We start from the raw sequence: 17,193 nt of genomic DNA, 5'->3' as shown, positions 1-17,193 counted from the left end.
TCACGGTCGGCGGCGCGATGCCGGGCGTAGCACGATCTGCGCCGCGCCGTTGACGACGATTGTGCCGATCGCGGTGAAGGCGGTCAGGCACAGGAAGGCGCCGAACAGGCCCAGCCTGTCGCCGAGGAAGCCGAGCGCCAGAACCGGCAGCGCGTTGGCGAGATAGCCGGTGATGTAATAGGCCGAGACCCAGGTGGCCCGGCGGTCCGGCGGCGCGATGCGGTTGACGATGCCCGCCGAGCCGACGAAGGCGGCGCCGTAACCGATGCCGCTGCCGACCGTTCCGAGCACGAAGAGCAGCGGCGAACCGGTCCAGATCGCGAAGGCGCACAGCAGGATGGCGAGTGCGATCAGCGTCGTGCCCCAGATCATGGCGCGGTTTGAATCGACGCGCTGGCTGGCAAGCTGGCTGATGCCGGCGACGAGCTGGAAGGCGGCGACGATGACGCCCGACGCCGCCTGGCTTTCGACCTTGAGCAGCTCATGCACGAAGGTGACGCCGAGGCCGGTGAAGGTGGAGCCGACCGCCCAGGCGAGGATGACCGCGCCGGCGGCGACGGCGAAGGCGGTGTAGCGGCCGGCCGGCGCCGCGGTTCCGGCCGGGCTCGAGGCGACGGGCAGCGCGCGCGGCGCCGGCTGCCAGGACGCCGTGGCGAGGCCGAGAATGGCGATCAGCGCCAGCGTGGCGATCAGGATGAAGGGCAGTTGCAGCGGCCAGGCGTCGAAATACAGCGCGGCCGAGCTGATCATCGGGCCGAGCGCGCAGCCGGCGGTGAAGACGGCGGTGGCGAGCACGGCATTGGCGCGCGCGTCGGCCTTGGGATCGAGCTCGATCAGCGCGGCGTTGGCGACGCCCGTCAGCCCGCCCGTGCCGGCGCCGGCGAGCAGCCGGCCGAGAAGGAGCGTCGGCAGATTGCCGGCCGAGGCGAAGATCAGCGCGCCGGCGATGACGATGCCGAGCGAAAGCAGGATCAGGAGCCGCCGGTCCGGCAGCCGGTCGGACAGCCGCCCGAGCACGAACAGCGCGATCAGCGTGCCGACGGCGTAGATCGCGAAGATGAACGCCACGGTGAAGGCGTCGAGCGACCACATCACGCGGTAGCTCGTATAGAGCGGCGAGGCGGCCGTGCTGTTCAGCAGCGCGACCATGATGGCGAGGGCGACGAAGAAGCGCGCCTGGCGATTGTCGGGGCGGTCCATGGGATGTCCGGAAGCGCTGGGGCGCTCTGTTCTGGATGGTATGCGGGATGGTCCGGACGATGACGGCATCGAGGCGGGCAGGGAGCTTGTAGCGCGTTTCAGTTTGGCGCGCCGCAGCTTTCTGCGCCCGTTCAGGCGTCGCCCGGCGCGCGGACGCGCTCGCGATAGAGCAAATAGAGGCCGCTCGCGATGATGATCGAGGCGCCGACCAGCGTGCGCGGCGCGGGGACGTCGTCGAAGATGAAATAGCCGAGCAGGATCATCCAGATCAGCCCGGTATACATGAACGGCGCCAGCACCGGCACGGCGGTATGGTGGTGGGCGCGGATCAGGAACCAGTGGCCGATGAAGCCGAGCGAACCCGTGAGCAGCAGGCAGATGCCGACCACGACGTTTGACGGCACGGCGGCGAGCGGATTGGCCACCGGCGTCACCAGGATGAGCGGCACCACGGCCGAATAGAGCAGCATGCCGACGCTCGAATCCGAGCGGGTGAGCATGCGGGTCGAGAGGATGTAGCAGGCGTTGCAGCAGGCGGCGGCGAGCGACAGGAAGACGGCTGGGTTCAAATCGCCGAACCCCGGCATGGTGATGATCAGCACGCCGACGAAGCCGACGATGATCGCCGCCCAGCGGCGCGGGCCGGCCCATTCGCCGAGGATCGGCCCCGCCAGCGCCGCCGTGATGAAGGGCGCGGAAAAGCCGATCGATATCGTCATGTCGAGCTGCAGCTCGTGCACGGCGAGGAAATTGAAGAAGGTCGAGCCGGCGAGAAACAGGGCGCGCAGCGCCTGCAGCACCGGCCGCTTCGTCCGGTAGAGCACCCAGTGGCGCCAGGGCTGGAACACGACGAGCGCGAGCAGCGCGTGGACGGCGAAGCGGACCCAGACGATCGACAGCACCGGTATGAACTGGCTGGCGTATTTCGCGCTGGCGTCGAGCATGGTGAAGCAGAGCATGGCCAGGCAATAAAGCCCGATGCCGCGCAGGCGCTGCTGAGCCTCCGCATCCGCGGTCGGCAACGGGGACATCCGCACTCCGGGAAATCAGGAAATTGCCCAGAGGGCAGGCGCTATCGGAAGATCGGGCCGCCTGTACTCAATCAGATTGCACCGCGTCGCTCAAGTCGTGGGAGCGACGCTCTCCACCGGCTCGGCCGCCGGCGTTTCGGTCTCGGGCTCGGCATCCTCGTCGCCCGGCTCGGCGCTGTCGTCGAACGAGGCGGAGAGATTGCGCTCGATCTGGCGCAAGAGCTTGCGCAGCTTCTTGACGTCCTTGTCGTCGAGCCCTTCCAGCGCTTCCCGCTCGAGGCGCTTCCAGCCCTTGTCGATGTCGACAAGCGTGCCGCGTCCCTGCTCGGTCAGGTGCACATGGGCCTGGCGGCCGTCGCCCTTCGAGGCCTTGCGCTCGACATAGCCCTGGGCGGCGAGACGGCTCACCATCTTGGTGACGGTAGGGGGCTGCACAGACAGGGCCTGTGCCAGCTGGCTCATCGACAGCCCGTCCTGCTCGGCGAGCGCCTTCAGCACGCTCTCCTGGCCGGGGTGAAGGCCGATCCGCATGAGGTGACCGCCCGAGCGCGCGCGGGCAGCGCGAGCTGACTGGGCGAGGCGGAAGGTGATCGTTTTGCGGTGGTTAAAAGCCATGATGCTCCGCATACCGGGTAAACGTGTCGGGTTGATGACACGGCAAACGATCGTCAGCGCTGGAGCCGGAGTCCGACACTGACCGTAGTCGTCGGATAGCTGCCGCCCGGCACGGCGCTGTCATAGTATTCCTGCGAGAAGCGGCCGACTACCCAGGCCTCGCGGTTGAGCTTCCACGTCACCCCGAAGCCGGCTTGGTAGGTGACGTCGGCGACGTTGATTCCTTCGTAATATTCGCGCCGCCAGCCGAGGTCGCCCTCGAGCGTCAGGTTGCGGCGGAGCGCGTGCTCGGCGCGGATGCCGGCGTCGTAGACGATCGAGCCGGCCGAGTTCGGATCGGTGGTCGGATTGACGAAGGTGGCGGCGCGCAGCGTGAAGTTGGTGAGCGGCGTCGGCGACCAGATCACCGAGGCGTCGACCGTCATCGCGTCGAACGGCTTGAACACCGCGTCGTCATAGCGCTCGTGGTGCCAGCCGAGCGCGACTTCGCCCGTGAGGACGGGCGCCGCGGAATAGGCGATGCCGCCGCGCAGCGTCACGCCCTGGCTAGCGCGGTTGAAGCCGTTGTTGTCGATCTTCTGCTTGAAGCTGCGATCCGAAAGCTCCGCCTCGACGAAGGGCGTGAAGGCCGGCGTCACCTCGTAGCCGACGCGGGCTGCGCCGCTCACCAGCGTGTTGTCGCGGTCGCCCTGCGGCACGACGATGTCGCCGACATGGCCATCATTATATTGCGAATAGGCGACGTTGCCGCGCAGCTGCAGCACGGTGCGCCCGACGCTGCCGTCGAGCGTCGCGCCGCCGACATAGGTGTTGATGCCCGGCGGCTTCTCGACCCCGGTCGGATAGTCGAGGCTCGAGATCGACTGGGTCTGGTAATTGTAGTTGCCCCGGAGCCGCAGCGCCCAGTCGCGCGGCAGGTCGATGCGGGCGTTGGCCTCGGCGTTGACGGTCGGCAGCGGCGCCACCGACGTATCGGAGAAATAGTCGTAGGTGCCGTGCAGGACGAAGCCGAGCTCGTGCCGGCTCCAGTCGGAGCGCACCGTCAAATCCGGCACCAGCGTCCAGACGGCGGACGGCCCGCCGGTCGAGGAGCCGGCGGCGTTGGTGGTGTAGCCGCCGCGCATCTCGATCGAGGGGAGCACGACGAAGCTGCCGACGCGGATGCCGAGCGGGTCATAGGCGGAGGCGTCGCGGGCGTCGGCGGTGCGGGCGCGCGGGCGGAGCGGCGCCTCGTCCTCCTGCGCGATCGTCGGCGCCAGGCGCTCGCCGCGCTGGGCGCGTCCGGCCTCCGGCGTCTCGGTCGGCAGCGGCTGGTTCGTGAGCGTCGTGTTGAACAGGTCGACGGCTTCCTGCCCGTCGCTGCCGCGCAGGCGCCCGAAATCGGCATCGGCGTCGAACGGCCCGACCGGCGCAGTGGCGTCCTGCGCGACGGCAACCGTCATCGGAGCCAGCGCTGCGAGGAGCGCCGCCGACAGGAGGAGCCGGACAGGAAATTGCATTGCCGCTTGCCGTGACCCTTGCATGTTGAAGCCTGGATCCGGCGCGCCGGACCCTATGGTTTCCGAACCGTAAACGGGCTTGGTTAAGGGATCGTTGTCGTGGCCCGGTTTGTCCGGCGGCATTTTCGAGCGACGATGGCGGCGCGCTCGTGCTAAAAGCCCGCGCGCAAACAGTTTTGGAGTAAACGATGCGGGTTCAGGACGAGCCGGACGCGGAACGCGCGAACCAGTCGGTCGAATCGGCGCTCAGGACGCTCGCGAGCGAACGCGCCGGCCTCGATGCGCTCGCCGGCGCGCTCGCCGGGCCGCTCGCCGCCCCGTTCGGCGACGTCGTGCGCCTGATCCGCGAGCATGCCGGCCGCGTCGTCGTCACCGGCGTCGGCAAGAGCGGCCATGTCGGCGTCAAGATCGCCGCGACGCTCGCCTCGACCGGCACGCCGGCCTTCTTCGTCCATGCCGCCGAGGCGAGCCATGGCGATCTCGGCATGGTCGGTCGCGACGACATCATCCTGGCGCTCTCCTGGTCGGGCGAGACGGCGGAGCTGCGCCCCGTGGTCGAATATGCGAGCCGTTTTCGCACGCCGCTGATTGCGGTCACCTCGAACGCCGACAGCGCGCTCGGCCGCCAGGCGACGCATGTGCTGACCTTGCCACGCGCGGAGGAGGCCTGCCCGCACGGCCTGGCGCCGACGACGTCTGCCGTGATGCAGCTGGCGCTGGGCGACGCGCTCGCCATCGCGCTGCTCGAGACGCGCGGCTTCACGGCGCAGGATTTCCGCCTGTTCCACCCCGGCGGCAAGCTCGGCGCCAGCCTGCATTTCGTGCGCGATATCATGCACCAGGGCGCCTCGATGCCGGTCGCTTCGTCCGGTTCGCCCATGACCGAGGCGATCGTCACCATGACGGCGAAGGGGCTCGGCTGTCTCGGCGTCGTCGACGGCGACGGCGCGCTGATCGGCATGATCACCGACGGCGACCTCCGCCGTCACATCGGCCCGGATCTGCTCTCGCGCAATGTCGACGAGGTGATGACGCGCGCGCCGAAGACGATCCCGCCCGACATGCTGGTGGGCGCGGCGATCGATCGGCTGAACGGCGCCAAGATCACGGTGCTCTTCGTCGTCGAAGCCGGCAAGCCGGTCGGCGTGCTGCACATGCACGACCTGCTGCGCATCGGCGTGGCGTGAGGGGCCGATTGGCCGGTTCCTTACCCTCTCCTTGAGGGGCTTTTGCAGGACACCACCCTCATCATGCTGAGGGGCCCGCAGGGCCGTCTCGAAGCACGCAGGGCCGCTGTGCCATCGATGGGCTGCACCGAGATCGTGCGTCCTTCGAGGCCCGAGCTGCGCTCGGGCACCTCAGGATGATGGAAGTCGAGCCCCGCATGACGGCTGGAGATGCGGAGCCTCCTCAGAGAGGTAAGGGGCGCCGGCCTCCGGCCTCACACCCAGCCGAGCAGTTCCCGGCGGACGATGTGTTCGATCACCGCCATGCCTTCCGGGCTGTCGTTCAGGCAGGGGAGGGCGGCGAAATGCTCGCCGCCATTGTGGCGGAAGATCTCGGCGTTCTCGCCGGCGATCTCTTCCAGCGTCTCGACGCAATCGGCCGAGAAGCCGGGCATCACCGCGGCGATGCGCTTGACGCCGCTCTTCGCCAGCGCCTCGACCGTCTTGTCGGTATAGGGCTGCAGCCATTCGGCCTTGCCGAAGCGCGACTGGAAGGTGGCGCGCAGCTTCCCCTCTGGCCAGCCGAGCTGCTCGCGCAGCAGCCGCGCCGTCTTCAGGCAATGGCAGTGATAGGGGTCGCCGAGCTCCAGATTGCGCTTGGGCAGGCCGTGGAAGGAGGCGAGCACGATCTCCGGCTCGAAATCGAGCGCCGCGATCGAGCGCTCGACCGAGGTGGCGAGCGCGGCGATATAGACGGGATCGTCGTGATAGGCGGGAAGCGTGCGCACGGCCGGCTGCCAGCGCATCGTCTTCAGCTTGTCGAAGGCCTTGTCGTTCGCCGTCGCCGTCGTCGTCGCGGAATATTGCGGATAGAGCGGCGCGATCAGGATCCTGTCGCAGCCGGCGCGCTTCAGGCCGTCGATCTTCTCGGCGATCGAGGGCGTGCCATAGCGCATGCCCCAGTCGACGACGATCTTGCTCTCGCCGGCGAAGGCGGCGGCGAGCTTTTCCGACTGCGCGCGCGTGATGGTGCGGAGCGGCGATTCGTTGCGCTCGTTGTTCCAGATCGAGGCGTAGTTCTTGCCCGACTTCGACGGCCGCGTCGTCAGGATGATGCCGTTCAGGATCGGCCACCAGGCGAGCTTCGGAATCTCGATGACGCGGGGATCGGAGAGGAATTCCTTGAGATAGCGCCGCATCGACCAGTAGTCGGTCGCGTCGGGTGTCCCGAGATTGATGAGGAGGACACCGACCTTCGCGGGCGCGACCGGCGGATGGCCGGCGGGCTTGCTGTCGGGATCGGGCGTATTGGAGGCGGTCATCTGGCTGGTCATCGTGCCGGAACTTAGCGGTTCCCCGCGCCGCCGCGAAGGGGCCGGGTGCATTTTCGGCCGTTGCGCGTTGTCGCAGCGGCGGCGCCGTTTCGGCGTTTCTCGTTCGATGTTATCCCGATGCAGCAATTCACGGGCATACTGGCCGGGACATCCATAGGGAGATCGCTCGCATGATCGGACGCACGCGCAGCCTGGGACTGGGTCTCTTCCTTCTCGCGACGCTGGCCACCGGGCCGCTGCTCGCCGAGCCGGTGACCATTTCCTTCGTCCAGACCAACGACATCGACCGCATGGAGGATCTGGACGGTCGCGGCGGCTTCGCCCGCCTCGCCGCCGTCGTCGCGGCCGAGCGGGCCAAGGGGCCGACGCTCTTCGTCCATTCCGGCGACACCATCTCGCCGTCGCTGCTCTCCGGCATCGACAAGGGTGCCCACATCATCGACATCCTGAACCGGATGAAGCTCGACATCCTGACGCCAGGCAATCACGAGTTCGATTTCGGCCCCGACGTCTTCCATGCCCGGATCGGCGAGGCGACCTTCCCGGTCGTGACGTCGAACATCCGCGAGCCGGACGGCAGCCAGCCGAAGAACACGGTCGACGAGAGGATCGTCGAGATCGAGGGCGTCAAGATCGGCATTTACGGCCTGACCACCGAGGACACGCGCACCGTCGCCTCGCCTGGCGACACGATCTTCAACTCGTCGATCGAGACCGGCAAGGCGAAGGGCGAGGCGCTGCGCGCCGCCGGCGCCGATCTCGTCGTCGCGGTGGTGCACACGCCGCTTTCGGTCGACATGGCGCTGGTGCGCAACCGGGCCGCCGACCTCGTCTTCTCCGGCCATGACGAGCATCTGCTCGCCTTCTATGACGGCAAGACGGTGCTGACGGAATCGGGCGCGCAGGCCGAAAACATCGTGATTACCCGCGTCACCGTCGACAAGCAGGAGAAGGACGGCAAGACGACCGTCCACTGGCGGCCGCATTTCGAGATCGTCGACAGCGCGACCGTGACGCCGGATCCGGAGATCGCCGCCGTGGTGAAATCCTACCAGGACAAGCTCGACGCCGAGCTGAAGGTCGCGATCGGCACGAGTGAGACGGCGCTCGACAGCCGCCGCGCCACGGTGCGCGGCGAGGAGGCGGCGATCGGCAATCTGATCGCCGACGCGATGCGCCACGCCGTCGACGCCGAGGTGGCGATCACCAATGGCGGCGGCATCCGCGCCGACCGCGAGTATGCCGCCGGCGCCACGCTGACCCGCGCCGACGTCTTCGCCGAGCTCCCCTTCGGCAACAAGACGGTGAAGCTGGTCGTCACCGGCGAGAAGCTGCGACAGGCGCTGGAGAGCGGCTTCAGCCTGACCGAGGCGGCCGCCGGCCGCTTCCCGCAGGTCTCGGGCCTCGTCGTCGAGGTCGATCTCGCCAAGCTGCCGGGCATGCGCGTCCGCAGCGTGCTGGTGAACGGCGCGCCGCTCGATCCCGAGCGCAAATATACGGTGGCCACCAACGACTATCTCGCCGGCGGCGGCGACGGCTATCTCGCCTTCAAGGACGCGGCGCGCCTGATCAGCCCGGTCGACGCGAAGCTGATGGCGAGCGACGTGATCGACTACGTCACGACGGCGAAGACGATCGCGCCCAAGGTCGAGGGCCGGATCCTGTTCAACTAGCGGAGTGTGGGCGAGGGGATCGAGCCTCCACCATCATCCTGAGGTGCTTCGCGGAGCGAAGCCTCGAAGGAGGATCCAGTAGGGCATTGCTGTTTGCAGACGAATTCCGCCGCGCAGTCTTCATCCGGGGCGTTCCCTGGACCCTCCTTCGAGGCCCGGCTTCGCCGGGCACCTCAGGATGATGGTCGAGTTTTGGGAATGCAGTTCGGCAGAGTGTCCGGGCGCCCAAACATTATGGGCCAGTCTCCTCCGGGACAGGTAAGGACGAGAGCTCACAGCCCCCGCGACTGCTGGGCGAAGCCGAACGAGTCGAAGGCGTGCTCGGCGACGCGGTACCATTGGTACATCTCGTCGCGAAAACTCTTCCAGGGTCCGTAAATCGTCTTGAAGCTCGGGCTCTTGGCCGACAATTCGGCATAGAGCTCGAACGACGCCCTGTAGGCGGCGTCGAGCAGATCCTGCGGGAACGGCCGCAGCCGCACGCCGTCGGCGACGAGGCGGCGGACGGCGGCGTTGTTCTGGATGTCGAAGCGGGCCGGGATCGTCACGTTGGCCTGCGCGGCGGCGGCCCGGAGCGCCGCCTGGTAGCTCGGCGGCAGCGCCTCGAAGGCGGGCTTGTTGGCGAACAGATGCAGCGACGGCCCGCCTTCCCACCAGCCCGGATAGTAGTAATAGGGCGCGACCTCGTGGAAGCCGAAAGCCTCATCGGCCGCCGGTCCCGCGAATTCGGCCGCGTCGATTGCGCCGCTCTCGAGCGCCTTGCGGGCCTCGTCGGGCGACAGGGTCTGCGTCTCGACGCCGAGCCGGTTCATCACCAGCGCGCCGAGCCCGGCGATCCGCATCTTCATGCCGGCGATTTCCGGCAGGCTCTTGATCTCCTTGCGGAACCAGCCGCCCATCTGCGCCCCGGTATTGCCGGCGGCGAAGGAGACCAGATTGTAGCTGGCGTAGAAATCGTCGAGCAGCGACTGGCCGCCGCCCTCGGCGATCCAGGCATTCTGCATGCGTGCATTGAGCCCGAAGGGCAGCGCCGTGCCGAAGGCGAAGGCCGGGTCGCGCCGGATATTGTAGGCGGAGAGGGTGTGGCAGGCCTCGATGGCGCCGGCCTCGACGGCGTCGAACGTCCGCGCCGGGTCGCCGTCGACGTCGTCGGCGGTGCGGATCTCGATCTGGAAGCGGCCGTCGGTCAGGCTGGCGACGGTCCGGGCGATGCCGGTGGCGCCGCGATAGGTGGCGCCGATCGCGCGCGGGAAATCCGATTGCAGTCGCCATTGCACCGTCGGCAGCACCTGCGCCAGCGCGGGCGTCGCCAGGACCGGCGCGCCGAGCGCGGCGCCCGCCAGGGCCGTCCCGGAGCGCAGCCCGGCCGAGCGCAGGAAGCGTCGCCGGTTCAGGAGATCCGAGCGCATGGTTAGACACCTTCCTGTCCGCGATTGCCGGGGCCTGACCAATCGCATGCACGGTGACAGTGTCAACGCGATTTTCCGCTCTTCCATGGTCAAGATGACGCAGCGTCGGGCTTGGTTGCAAGCGGGCAACGATACGCCCGGGAGGATCCATCCCGTCCGTGAAAGGCCGTGACATCGGCGGAGCGGCGGCGGTATCCTGCCCGCGAAGGTGGCGACGTTCCTGTCGCCCGACAGAATGCGATCTGGACCATGACCGACCCGAAGAGTTTTTCGCCCCTCGTCGCCGTGACGGCCGACGTGCGCGACGCCGACGGCTATCGCTGGCACGCGGCTTCCGAGACCTATGTGAAGGCCGTGCTGACCGGCGCCGGCGGCATTCCGGTCATCGTGCCGTCGCTCGGCGAGGCGCTCGATATCGAGGCGCTGCTCGCCCGCGTCGACGGCGTGCTGGTGACCGGCAGCCGCTCCAACGTCCACCCCGCGCTCTATGGCGCGGCGGTCGACGCGCGCACCGAACCCTATGATCCCGCGCGCGACTCGACCACGCTGCCGCTGATCCGCGCCGCCATCCGCAACGGCGTGCCGCTGCTCGCCATCTGCCGTGGCCAGCAGGAGCTGAACGTCGCGCTCGGCGGCACGCTGGCCTCGGAGATCCAGGACCTGCCCGGCCGGGACGACCACCGGTCGCCGGCCTCGGAGATCCAGGAGGAGCGCTTCGCCATCCGCCATCCGGTCGAGATCGTCCCCGGCGGCTGCTTCGCGCGGATCCTCGATCGCGACACGATCGCGGTCAATTCGCTGCACCGGCAGGCGATCGGCCAGCTGGCGGAGGGCCTCGACATCGAGGCGGTCGCGGCCGACGGCACGATCGAGGCGGTCAGCGTCCGCGATGCGCCGGGCTTCGCGGTCGGCGTGCAGTGGCATCCCGAATACTGGGTGACGACCGACGCGCCGTCGGCGCGCCTGTTCCGCGCCTTCGGCGAGGCGATGCGCGCCCGCGCCGCGGCTCAGACGCAGCGCGTCGCGGCGGAGTAGGGGCGGGTCGCTTCCGGCGGCTTGGCGCCTTCTTCCTCGCGCTGAGCTGAGGAGGGGGGCACGGCTTGCCCGTTGTGCCGCCTTCGAGACGGGTCGTTACGCTGGCCCCCGCCGCAGAACCCTCCGCCGTCATCCCTGCGAAAGCAGGGATCCATGCCTCCGCCGCGCTGGACCTAGACGGTTGGCAAGCCGGCGGAAATGGATCCCGGCTCGGAGGCCGGGATGACGGCGAGCGTGGGGCTGGCTGCGAGGCAATACTTCGACGCCGTAGACCCTCACCCGGAGCTTCGCTCCGACCTCTCCCTCAGGGAGAGGTGAAGGAGCCGCTACGCCATCGCCATGGCGCCGCCGAGCATCAGCAGGCCGAAGATCAGGATGCCGCTGGCCGCGACGATCTGCAGGCCGTTGACGATCCGCACCTGGGCGCGGCTCTCGCCGCCGGAAAAGCGCAGCGCGATGTCCTTCGCCTTGACGGCGAAGATCGCCAGCGCCGAGACCGTGATGCCGGTGCCGAGCGCCATCACCAGCACCGACAGGATGCCGGCCCAGTAGAGTTTTTGCGATACGGCGAAGACCAGGACGATGACGGCGCCCGAGCAGGGCCGCACGCCGACGGCGAGGATCGCCGTCCAGGCGCGGGCGAGGGTCAGCGGCTTGTCGAGCGTCGCCGGATCCGGCGCATGCGAATGGCCGCAGTCGCAGGTCAGGCCATGCTCGTGATTGTGGTGATCGTGATCATGATGAGCATGGTCACCATGCGAATGGTCGTGGTGGCCGTGGCTGTGCGCCGCGTGGCTGTGCCCGGCGTGATCATGGCTCGCATGGTCATGGCCCGCATGGTCGTGTCCGGCATGGTCATGTCCGCCATGGCTGTGGCCGCGACCGGTCAGCTTGGTCCAGAGCAGCCAGGCGCCGCAGAGCGTGATCAGCGCGTAGCTGGCGATCTCCAGCGCGTCGGTCGCCCGCGTCATGGTGACCGCCGTGACGTTCAGCACCAGCGTGCCGATCGACACCACGAGGATGGCGGTGACGGCCTGGGCAAGGGCGGAGGCGAAGGAGATGACGACGCCGCGCTTCAGCCGGTCGCCGGTCGCGAGCAGATAGGATGAGATGACCGCCTTGCCATGGCCGGGGCCGACGGCGTGGAAGATGCCGTAGAGAAAGGAGAGCCCGATCAGCACCGTCGCGGCGTGGCCGCTCTGCGTCAGCTGCATGAGCGCCGAGGTCAGGTCGCGGTAGAACACGGATTGCTGGCGGGCGATCCAGACGAAGATCGGCGCGAACGGGCCGGCCCAGGCAGTCGAGCCGGAGCCGTCGGGCGTCGCGATGCCGAACGGGCTCGGCGCGGCGAGCGCGACGGCGGGCGCAAGCGCGACGAGCGCTCCCGCCCACAGGCAGGCAAGGCGACGCATCAATGGCACCGGATCGAGATGACGCTGGCAAGCGTCGCCGCGATATCGGCGAGGTCATCCGGGAGGTTGGGCTGATCGGCGGGGACGGCCGCGAGCAGGGACATCGTCTTCTCGTCCAGTTCCTTGGGGGGCGTGTAGTGGCCCTTGCAGCCCGCCGGCGCGCCCGTGAGCGTGATCGCGTGCTGCGGGATGAAGTTGAAGGCCACGAAATACTCGGGATCGAAGACTTCCAGCGTCGTGTTCGGTCCGACCGCCGTCGGCGTCTTCAGCGGCAAGGTGTAGAACAGCGTCAGCCGGGCGTCGTGGAAGTCGAGCCAGTATTCGTCCGGCGCCTCGACCGGCGCGCGCACGCCATTCACCTTGAGCCGGGTGAAATAGTGGAAATCTTTCAGCGACTCGACGTTCACCTTGGCGAGCGGCTGCAGCTCGTCGTCGGAGAGCTTGCCGTCGCCGTTCTTGTCGAGGCCCTGCACGGCGAAGGCGGTGAAGGCCGGGTCGAACTGCCAGATGTGGCGGATCGCCGTCATCTTGCCGGTCGCGTCGAACACGATTTCTTCCTTGGCGTCGACGAAGACGTGCGGATGCGCCTCGGCGGCGGTCGCGACGAGCGCGCAGAAGACGAAGGCGACCAGAGCTCGGATCATGATGATGGGTCTTTGCGGCGGACGGAGCCAGAGGGGGCCAGACAAGTACGGCCAGATCGTGTCGGCTCGCGCCGATCGGGGGTGCCGGAAGGCGGCGCAAGGTCGCACCGCCCAGCGCTGCGCGGCTAGCAGGGGTTTCCCTCGGACGTCTTCTTGTCGAACCACTTCACCAGGAAGTCGATGAAGCTGCGGACCTTGCCGGAGAGATGGCGCCGATGCGGATAGACGGCGTGGATGGCGGCGCTGGCGGGCTCGTAGGGCTCCAGCACGGCGATCAGCCGGCCCGCCTCGAGGTCGTCCTTCACCACCAGATGCGGCACGATGGCGAAGCCGAGGCCGGCGAGCGCCGCCTGGCGCGCCGCGTTCGGGCTGTCGACCTCGACGCGGCCCTTCACCGGCACCGAGATCCGCTCGCCGTCGATCATGAACGGCCAGTTGGTGCGGTAGGCGACGTTGGAATCGATGACGCAGGGCTTGCCGGAGAGATCCTCCGGGGTTTCCGGCCGGCCATATTGCTCCAGGAGTTCCGGGCTGACGACGATGGCGATGCGGAACGAGGACAGGCGGCGGGCGATCAGGCTCGAATCGGTGAGCGTCGAGATGCGGATCGCCACGTCGAAGCCCTCGTCGACCAGATCGACGAAGCGGTCTTCCAGATGCAGCTCCAGCGAGATTTCCGGCTCGCTCACGACGAACTCCATGATGGCGCGGCCGAGTTCGCCGTCGCCGAAGGTGCGCGGCGCCGAGACCTTGAGGCGGCCGCGCGGCGCGGCGTGCGCGTCGCCGACCGAGGATTGCAGATCCTCGATCCGCTGCAGGATCTCGGTGGCGTCGCGTGCGTAGCCCTGGCCGACTTCGGTCAGCGACAGCGTCCGCGTCGTCCGGTTGAGCAGGCGGGCGCCGAGCTCGTCCTCGAGCTCGCGCACATATTTCGAGATCAGGGCCTTCGAGCGGCCCATCTTGCGCGCCGCGGCGGAGAAGCCGCCGGCCTCGACGACCTCGACGAAGGTCTTCATTCGGGTGAGCGTGTCCATACTGCCGCCTAGAGCGTTTTCGAGCGAAGTGGAAAGTCGGTTCGCGTGAAGAAAACGCGATAGAACAAAGACCTAGAGCATTTCATCGTTTTCGCGAAATGATGAAGCGCCTTAGCCGGCCAGGATCCTGGCTGCAAGCTCGATCAGGGCCTTGTCGCGGCCCCTGGGCGCGATCAGCGAGACGCCGAGCGGGCAGCCCTCGTGCTCGGCCAGCGGCAGGCTGATCTGCGGCAGGCCGGTCAAGCTCGCCGTGCAGGTCATGGCGAGGGCGCGGTTGCGGTAGGATTCGAGCTCGTCGCCGTCGCGGCCGCGCTCCGGCGCGATGCCCGGCGTGGTCGGGATGGCGAGCACGGTATCGTCGCCGAGCAGGCCGTCCAGGCGCTCGCGCACCTGGGCGCGGCGCTGCGCCGCCGCCTCATAGTCCTCCCGAGAGACGTGGCTCGCCCATTCGAAGCGCTCGCGCACGCCGGGACCGAAGACGGGGTTGCGGCTGGTGATCCATTCGCCGTTCGCCTGCCAGGCCTCATAGGCCTGCATGGTGCGGAAGATCATCCGCCAGGCGGCGAGGCCGTCCGGCGAGACGATGACGGCGCCGGCCGGCGTCAGGTGGGCGGCGATGCGGGGCGTCGCCGAGCGGACGGCGGCCTCTTCCAGCTCGCCGAGCAGCAGCGCGTGGATGTCGTCGCCGACGAGGAAGCGCGTCAGCGGCGGCCCTGCCACGTCCTCGCCGAGCAGCACGTCGCCGACGCGGGTGAAGGTGTCGATGTCGCGCGCGAACCAGCCGACCGTGTCGAAGCTTTCGGCGAGGGGCGCGACGCGCGAGATGTCGATCCGGCCATGCGTCGGGCGCAGGCCGATCAGGCCGTTATAGGAGGCGGGCGCGCGGACCGAGCCGCCCGTGTCGGTGCCGAGCGCGAAATCGACCAGGCCGGCGCTGACGGCGGCGGCCGAGCCGGACGAGGAGCCGCCCGGGATGCGGCCCGGCGCGCGCACATTGATCGGCGTGCCGTAGTGGAAATTCTCGCCGTTCATCGAATAGGCGAACTCGTCCGTGTGCACCTTGCCGACGAAGCGGGCGCCGGCATCGAGCAGCACCTGCACGGCCGGCGCGCTCACCGTCTTGATGTCGCTCTCGGCCCGCTTCAGCGGATGGCCGACGCCGGTCGGATAGCCGGCGACGTCATAGAGATCCTTGACCGCCATGGTGAGCCCGGCGAGCGGGCCGGTCGCCGCCGACGGCACTTCGATGGCGGGATAGTCGAGAAACGCGTTGACCGGATCTTGGGCGAGAAGCATGGGCTCTATCGATTTCCTGTGGAGGGACATCGGCTCGGCGCCGGCGGGCACCGCGTTCTCCCGATTCATAACGCTATTCCGCCGCCTTTGCCAAAATCCGGCGGCGCCGGCTCAGGCGGCGACCGCCGCGCCGTCGGAGCGCGGATCGCTGGTGCCGAAGATGCAGCCGTCCTTGCGGCGGACGAGCGCGCCGGCATGGCCCATTGTGTCGGAATAGGCCTCGTCCAGCACCTCGACCTCGTGGCCGGCCCGCTCCAGCGCCAGGATGATGTCGGGATCGAGCCGGTTCTCGACGCGCAAATTGGTGTGGTCGGAGCCCCAGGTGCGGCCGAGCAGCCAGCGCGGCGCGGCGATCGCCTCGCCGAGCTCCATGCCGAAGAGGGCGTGGCGGGTGAAGACCGCGCCCTGGGTCTGCGGCTGGCCGTCGCCGCCCATCGTGCCGTAGCTCATGATCCGGCCGTCGTCGAAGCGGGCGATGGCGGGGTTCAGCGTGTGGAACGGCTTGCGGCCGGGCTCTAGCGGGTTCAGCGCGCGCGGATCGAGCGAGAAGCTGGCGCCGCGGTTCTGCCAGGTGATGCCGGTCGCCGGCAGCACGACGCCGGAGCCGAACTCCCAGAAGATCGACTGGATATAGGAGACGGTGAGGCCGGAAGCGTCGATGGCGCCGATCCAGACCGTGTCGCCCTTCTTCGCCGGTTGCGGCCAGGGCGCGGCGCGGTTCATGTCGATCTGGGCCGCCTCGCGCTCGAGCATGCGCGGCGAAAGATGCATCGAGAGGTCGCCGGCGAAGATCGGGTCGGTGACGTGCTGGTCGCGCTTGAGGAAGGCGCGCTTGGTCGCCTCGATCAGCCCGTGCACATGCTCGAAGCTTTCGCCGCGCTTGACGCCGAGGCGCTCGAAGATGCCGAGGATCAGGAGCGAGGCGAGGCCCTGGGTCGGCGGCGGCGAATTGTAGACGGTGCCCTGCTGCAGCCGGACCGAGAGCGGCGCGCGCAGGCGCGCCTCGTGCCGCTCCAGATCCTCGCGCGTCACCGCGCTGCCGACGCGCTGCAGGTCGCTCGCGATCTCGCCGGCAACATCGCCGCGATAAAAATCGAGGAAGCCAGCGCGGGCGAGATGGTCGAGCGTGTCGGCGAGGCGTTCCTGGCGGAGTTGGGCGCCTGTCTCCGGCGCCTTGCCGTCGACGAGGAAGACGTCGCCGAAGCCCGGCTGTTCGGAAAGCACGGCGTGGTGCGTGGCGGTCAGCCGCGCCTGCGAGCGGGTGACGGTGATGCCGTCTCGCGCGTGGGCGATGGCGTTGGCGAGCAGGGTGGGGCGGTCGAGCCGGCCGCCGAGGCTCTGCGACAGTTCGTAGGCCGTATGCCAGCCCGAGATCGCGCCGGCGACCGTCAGCGCCGAGTCGGGGCCGCGCGTCGGGATCGTGTCGTAACCCTTGCCGCGATAGGCCTTGATGGTGGCGCCGGATCCGGCCGCGCCGCAGGCCTCCAGATAGCGTGGCTCCTTGCCCGGCTCGCGAATCAGCCAGAAGCCGTCGCCGCCGATGCCGTTCATGTGCGGATAGACGACGGCGATGGCGGCGGCGGCGGCGATCGCCGCCTCGATGGCGTTGCCGCCGGCCCGGAGAATCTCGGCGCCGGCCTCCGCGGCGGCCCGGTGCGGGGCCACAACCATACCCTTTTCGCCGACGATGGTTTCGCTCACGCGTGTCTCTCCTGTTTGCCATTCCTGCATAGGCGAAACGGCAGGTGGCCGGAAGCGCGAATCAGAGGCGGAAAGCGGCGTTGCGGACCGTCTCGGCGGCGGCGGCAGGGGCAGCCAAACCTGCAAAAATGTGGCAGAATTGCC

Annotated in this window: 14 protein-coding genes; 3 read left to right on the top strand and 11 right to left on the bottom strand. The window is 68.7% G+C overall.

What is annotated here, in order from left to right; genetic code table 11:
* The 4 genes from AC6HZP_RS21050 to AC6HZP_RS21035 all read right to left on the bottom strand — a co-directional run bounded on the left by AC6HZP_RS21050 (nucleotide 1) and on the right by AC6HZP_RS21035 (nucleotide 4,345).
* A complete protein-coding gene (locus AC6HZP_RS21050; RefSeq protein ID WP_497524410.1) occupies nucleotides 1–1,200 on the bottom strand; it encodes an MFS transporter in 1,200 nt (399 codons plus the stop codon).
* 131 nt (nucleotides 1,201–1,331) lie between these two features.
* Nucleotides 1,332–2,231: a DMT family transporter gene (locus AC6HZP_RS21045; RefSeq protein WP_497524409.1), complete on the bottom strand. Its 900-nt coding sequence runs from the start codon at nucleotides 2,229–2,231 to the stop codon at nucleotides 1,332–1,334.
* A gap of 90 nt (nucleotides 2,232–2,321) precedes the next feature.
* A complete protein-coding gene (locus tag AC6HZP_RS21040; protein ID WP_201400884.1) occupies nucleotides 2,322–2,846 on the bottom strand; it encodes a MarR family winged helix-turn-helix transcriptional regulator in 525 nt (174 codons plus the stop codon).
* Between the two features lie 53 nt (nucleotides 2,847–2,899).
* A complete protein-coding gene (locus tag AC6HZP_RS21035; protein WP_497524408.1) occupies nucleotides 2,900–4,345 on the bottom strand; it encodes an outer membrane beta-barrel protein in 1,446 nt (481 codons plus the stop codon).
* A 188-nt stretch (nucleotides 4,346–4,533) separates the two neighbouring features.
* Between AC6HZP_RS21035 and AC6HZP_RS21030 the strand changes: the two genes are divergently transcribed.
* Nucleotides 4,534–5,532: a KpsF/GutQ family sugar-phosphate isomerase gene (locus AC6HZP_RS21030; RefSeq protein ID WP_497524407.1), complete on the top strand. Its 999-nt coding sequence runs from the start codon at nucleotides 4,534–4,536 to the stop codon at nucleotides 5,530–5,532.
* A gap of 254 nt (nucleotides 5,533–5,786) precedes the next feature.
* Here the strand turns inward: AC6HZP_RS21030 and hemH are convergent, their stop codons facing one another.
* Nucleotides 5,787–6,833 carry a ferrochelatase gene (gene hemH / locus AC6HZP_RS21025; protein ID WP_497524406.1) on the bottom strand — a complete coding sequence of 349 codons (1,047 nt, stop codon included), beginning with the start codon at nucleotides 6,831–6,833 and terminating at the stop codon, nucleotides 5,787–5,789.
* A gap of 182 nt (nucleotides 6,834–7,015) precedes the next feature.
* Here hemH and AC6HZP_RS21020 point away from each other — a divergent pair, with 182 nt between their 5' ends.
* Nucleotides 7,016–8,518, top strand: a complete 1,503-nt coding sequence (locus AC6HZP_RS21020; RefSeq protein ID WP_497524405.1) for a bifunctional metallophosphatase/5'-nucleotidase — start codon at nucleotides 7,016–7,018, stop codon at nucleotides 8,516–8,518.
* Between the two features lie 272 nt (nucleotides 8,519–8,790).
* Here the strand turns inward: AC6HZP_RS21020 and AC6HZP_RS21015 are convergent, their stop codons facing one another.
* Nucleotides 8,791–9,927 (bottom strand): TRAP transporter substrate-binding protein, encoded by a 1,137-nt coding sequence (locus AC6HZP_RS21015; protein ID WP_497524404.1) that lies wholly within the window; start codon nucleotides 9,925–9,927, stop codon nucleotides 8,791–8,793.
* A 249-nt stretch (nucleotides 9,928–10,176) separates the two neighbouring features.
* Between AC6HZP_RS21015 and AC6HZP_RS21010 the strand changes: the two genes are divergently transcribed.
* A complete protein-coding gene (locus tag AC6HZP_RS21010) occupies nucleotides 10,177–10,962 on the top strand; it encodes a gamma-glutamyl-gamma-aminobutyrate hydrolase family protein (protein WP_497524403.1) in 786 nt (261 codons plus the stop codon).
* A gap of 326 nt (nucleotides 10,963–11,288) precedes the next feature.
* On the opposite strand, the gene AC6HZP_RS21005 is transcribed toward AC6HZP_RS21010, so the two are convergent.
* From AC6HZP_RS21005 to AC6HZP_RS20985, 5 genes are all read right to left on the bottom strand, one after another.
* On the bottom strand, nucleotides 11,289–12,374 hold the full coding sequence (locus AC6HZP_RS21005; protein WP_497524402.1) for a nickel/cobalt transporter: 1,086 nt from the start codon (nucleotides 12,372–12,374) through the stop codon (nucleotides 11,289–11,291).
* On the bottom strand, nucleotides 12,374–13,018 hold the full coding sequence (locus AC6HZP_RS21000; protein WP_201400876.1) for a DUF1007 family protein: 645 nt from the start codon (nucleotides 13,016–13,018) through the stop codon (nucleotides 12,374–12,376). The genes AC6HZP_RS21005 and AC6HZP_RS21000 overlap by 1 nt, the downstream gene beginning before the upstream one ends.
* A gap of 125 nt (nucleotides 13,019–13,143) precedes the next feature.
* On the bottom strand, nucleotides 13,144–14,052 hold the full coding sequence (locus tag AC6HZP_RS20995; protein ID WP_497524401.1) for a LysR family transcriptional regulator: 909 nt from the start codon (nucleotides 14,050–14,052) through the stop codon (nucleotides 13,144–13,146).
* Nucleotides 14,053–14,163: 111 nt separating this feature from the next.
* On the bottom strand, nucleotides 14,164–15,348 hold the full coding sequence (locus AC6HZP_RS20990) for an amidase (RefSeq protein WP_497524400.1): 1,185 nt from the start codon (nucleotides 15,346–15,348) through the stop codon (nucleotides 14,164–14,166).
* Nucleotides 15,349–15,459: 111 nt separating this feature from the next.
* Nucleotides 15,460–17,049, bottom strand: a complete 1,590-nt coding sequence (locus AC6HZP_RS20985) for a gamma-glutamyltransferase family protein (RefSeq protein ID WP_497524399.1) — start codon at nucleotides 17,047–17,049, stop codon at nucleotides 15,460–15,462.
* Between the last annotated feature and the right edge of the window lie 144 nt (nucleotides 17,050–17,193).

Source organism: Kaistia sp. SLG-1 (assembly GCF_059699055.1).
Note: the sequence above shows the minus strand (reverse complement) of the source record. Positions and strands in the feature narration are given on the sequence as shown.

Excerpts from the sequence above, each read along its gene's own strand:
- AC6HZP_RS21050 (WP_497524410.1), bottom strand. The coding sequence starts at position 1,200 with ATGGACCGCCCCGACAATCGCCAGGCGCGCTTCTTCGTCGCCCTCGCC.
- AC6HZP_RS21030 (WP_497524407.1), top strand. The coding sequence starts at position 4,534 with ATGCGGGTTCAGGACGAGCCGGACGCGGAACGCGCGAACCAGTCGGTC.
- AC6HZP_RS20990 (WP_497524400.1), bottom strand. The coding sequence starts at position 15,348 with ATGCTTCTCGCCCAAGATCCGGTCAACGCGTTTCTCGACTATCCCGCC.
- AC6HZP_RS21040 (WP_201400884.1), bottom strand. The coding sequence starts at position 2,846 with ATGGCTTTTAACCACCGCAAAACGATCACCTTCCGCCTCGCCCAGTCA.
- AC6HZP_RS21005 (WP_497524402.1), bottom strand. The coding sequence starts at position 12,374 with ATGCGTCGCCTTGCCTGCCTGTGGGCGGGAGCGCTCGTCGCGCTTGCG.
- AC6HZP_RS21035 (WP_497524408.1), bottom strand. The coding sequence starts at position 4,345 with ATGCAATTTCCTGTCCGGCTCCTCCTGTCGGCGGCGCTCCTCGCAGCG.
- hemH (WP_497524406.1), bottom strand. The coding sequence starts at position 6,833 with ATGACCGCCTCCAATACGCCCGATCCCGACAGCAAGCCCGCCGGCCAT.
- AC6HZP_RS21000 (WP_201400876.1), bottom strand. The coding sequence starts at position 13,018 with ATGATCCGAGCTCTGGTCGCCTTCGTCTTCTGCGCGCTCGTCGCGACC.
- AC6HZP_RS20995 (WP_497524401.1), bottom strand. The coding sequence starts at position 14,052 with ATGGACACGCTCACCCGAATGAAGACCTTCGTCGAGGTCGTCGAGGCC.
- AC6HZP_RS21045 (WP_497524409.1), bottom strand. The coding sequence starts at position 2,231 with ATGTCCCCGTTGCCGACCGCGGATGCGGAGGCTCAGCAGCGCCTGCGC.
- AC6HZP_RS21020 (WP_497524405.1), top strand. The coding sequence starts at position 7,016 with ATGATCGGACGCACGCGCAGCCTGGGACTGGGTCTCTTCCTTCTCGCG.
- AC6HZP_RS21010 (WP_497524403.1), top strand. The coding sequence starts at position 10,177 with ATGACCGACCCGAAGAGTTTTTCGCCCCTCGTCGCCGTGACGGCCGAC.
- AC6HZP_RS21015 (WP_497524404.1), bottom strand. The coding sequence starts at position 9,927 with ATGCGCTCGGATCTCCTGAACCGGCGACGCTTCCTGCGCTCGGCCGGG.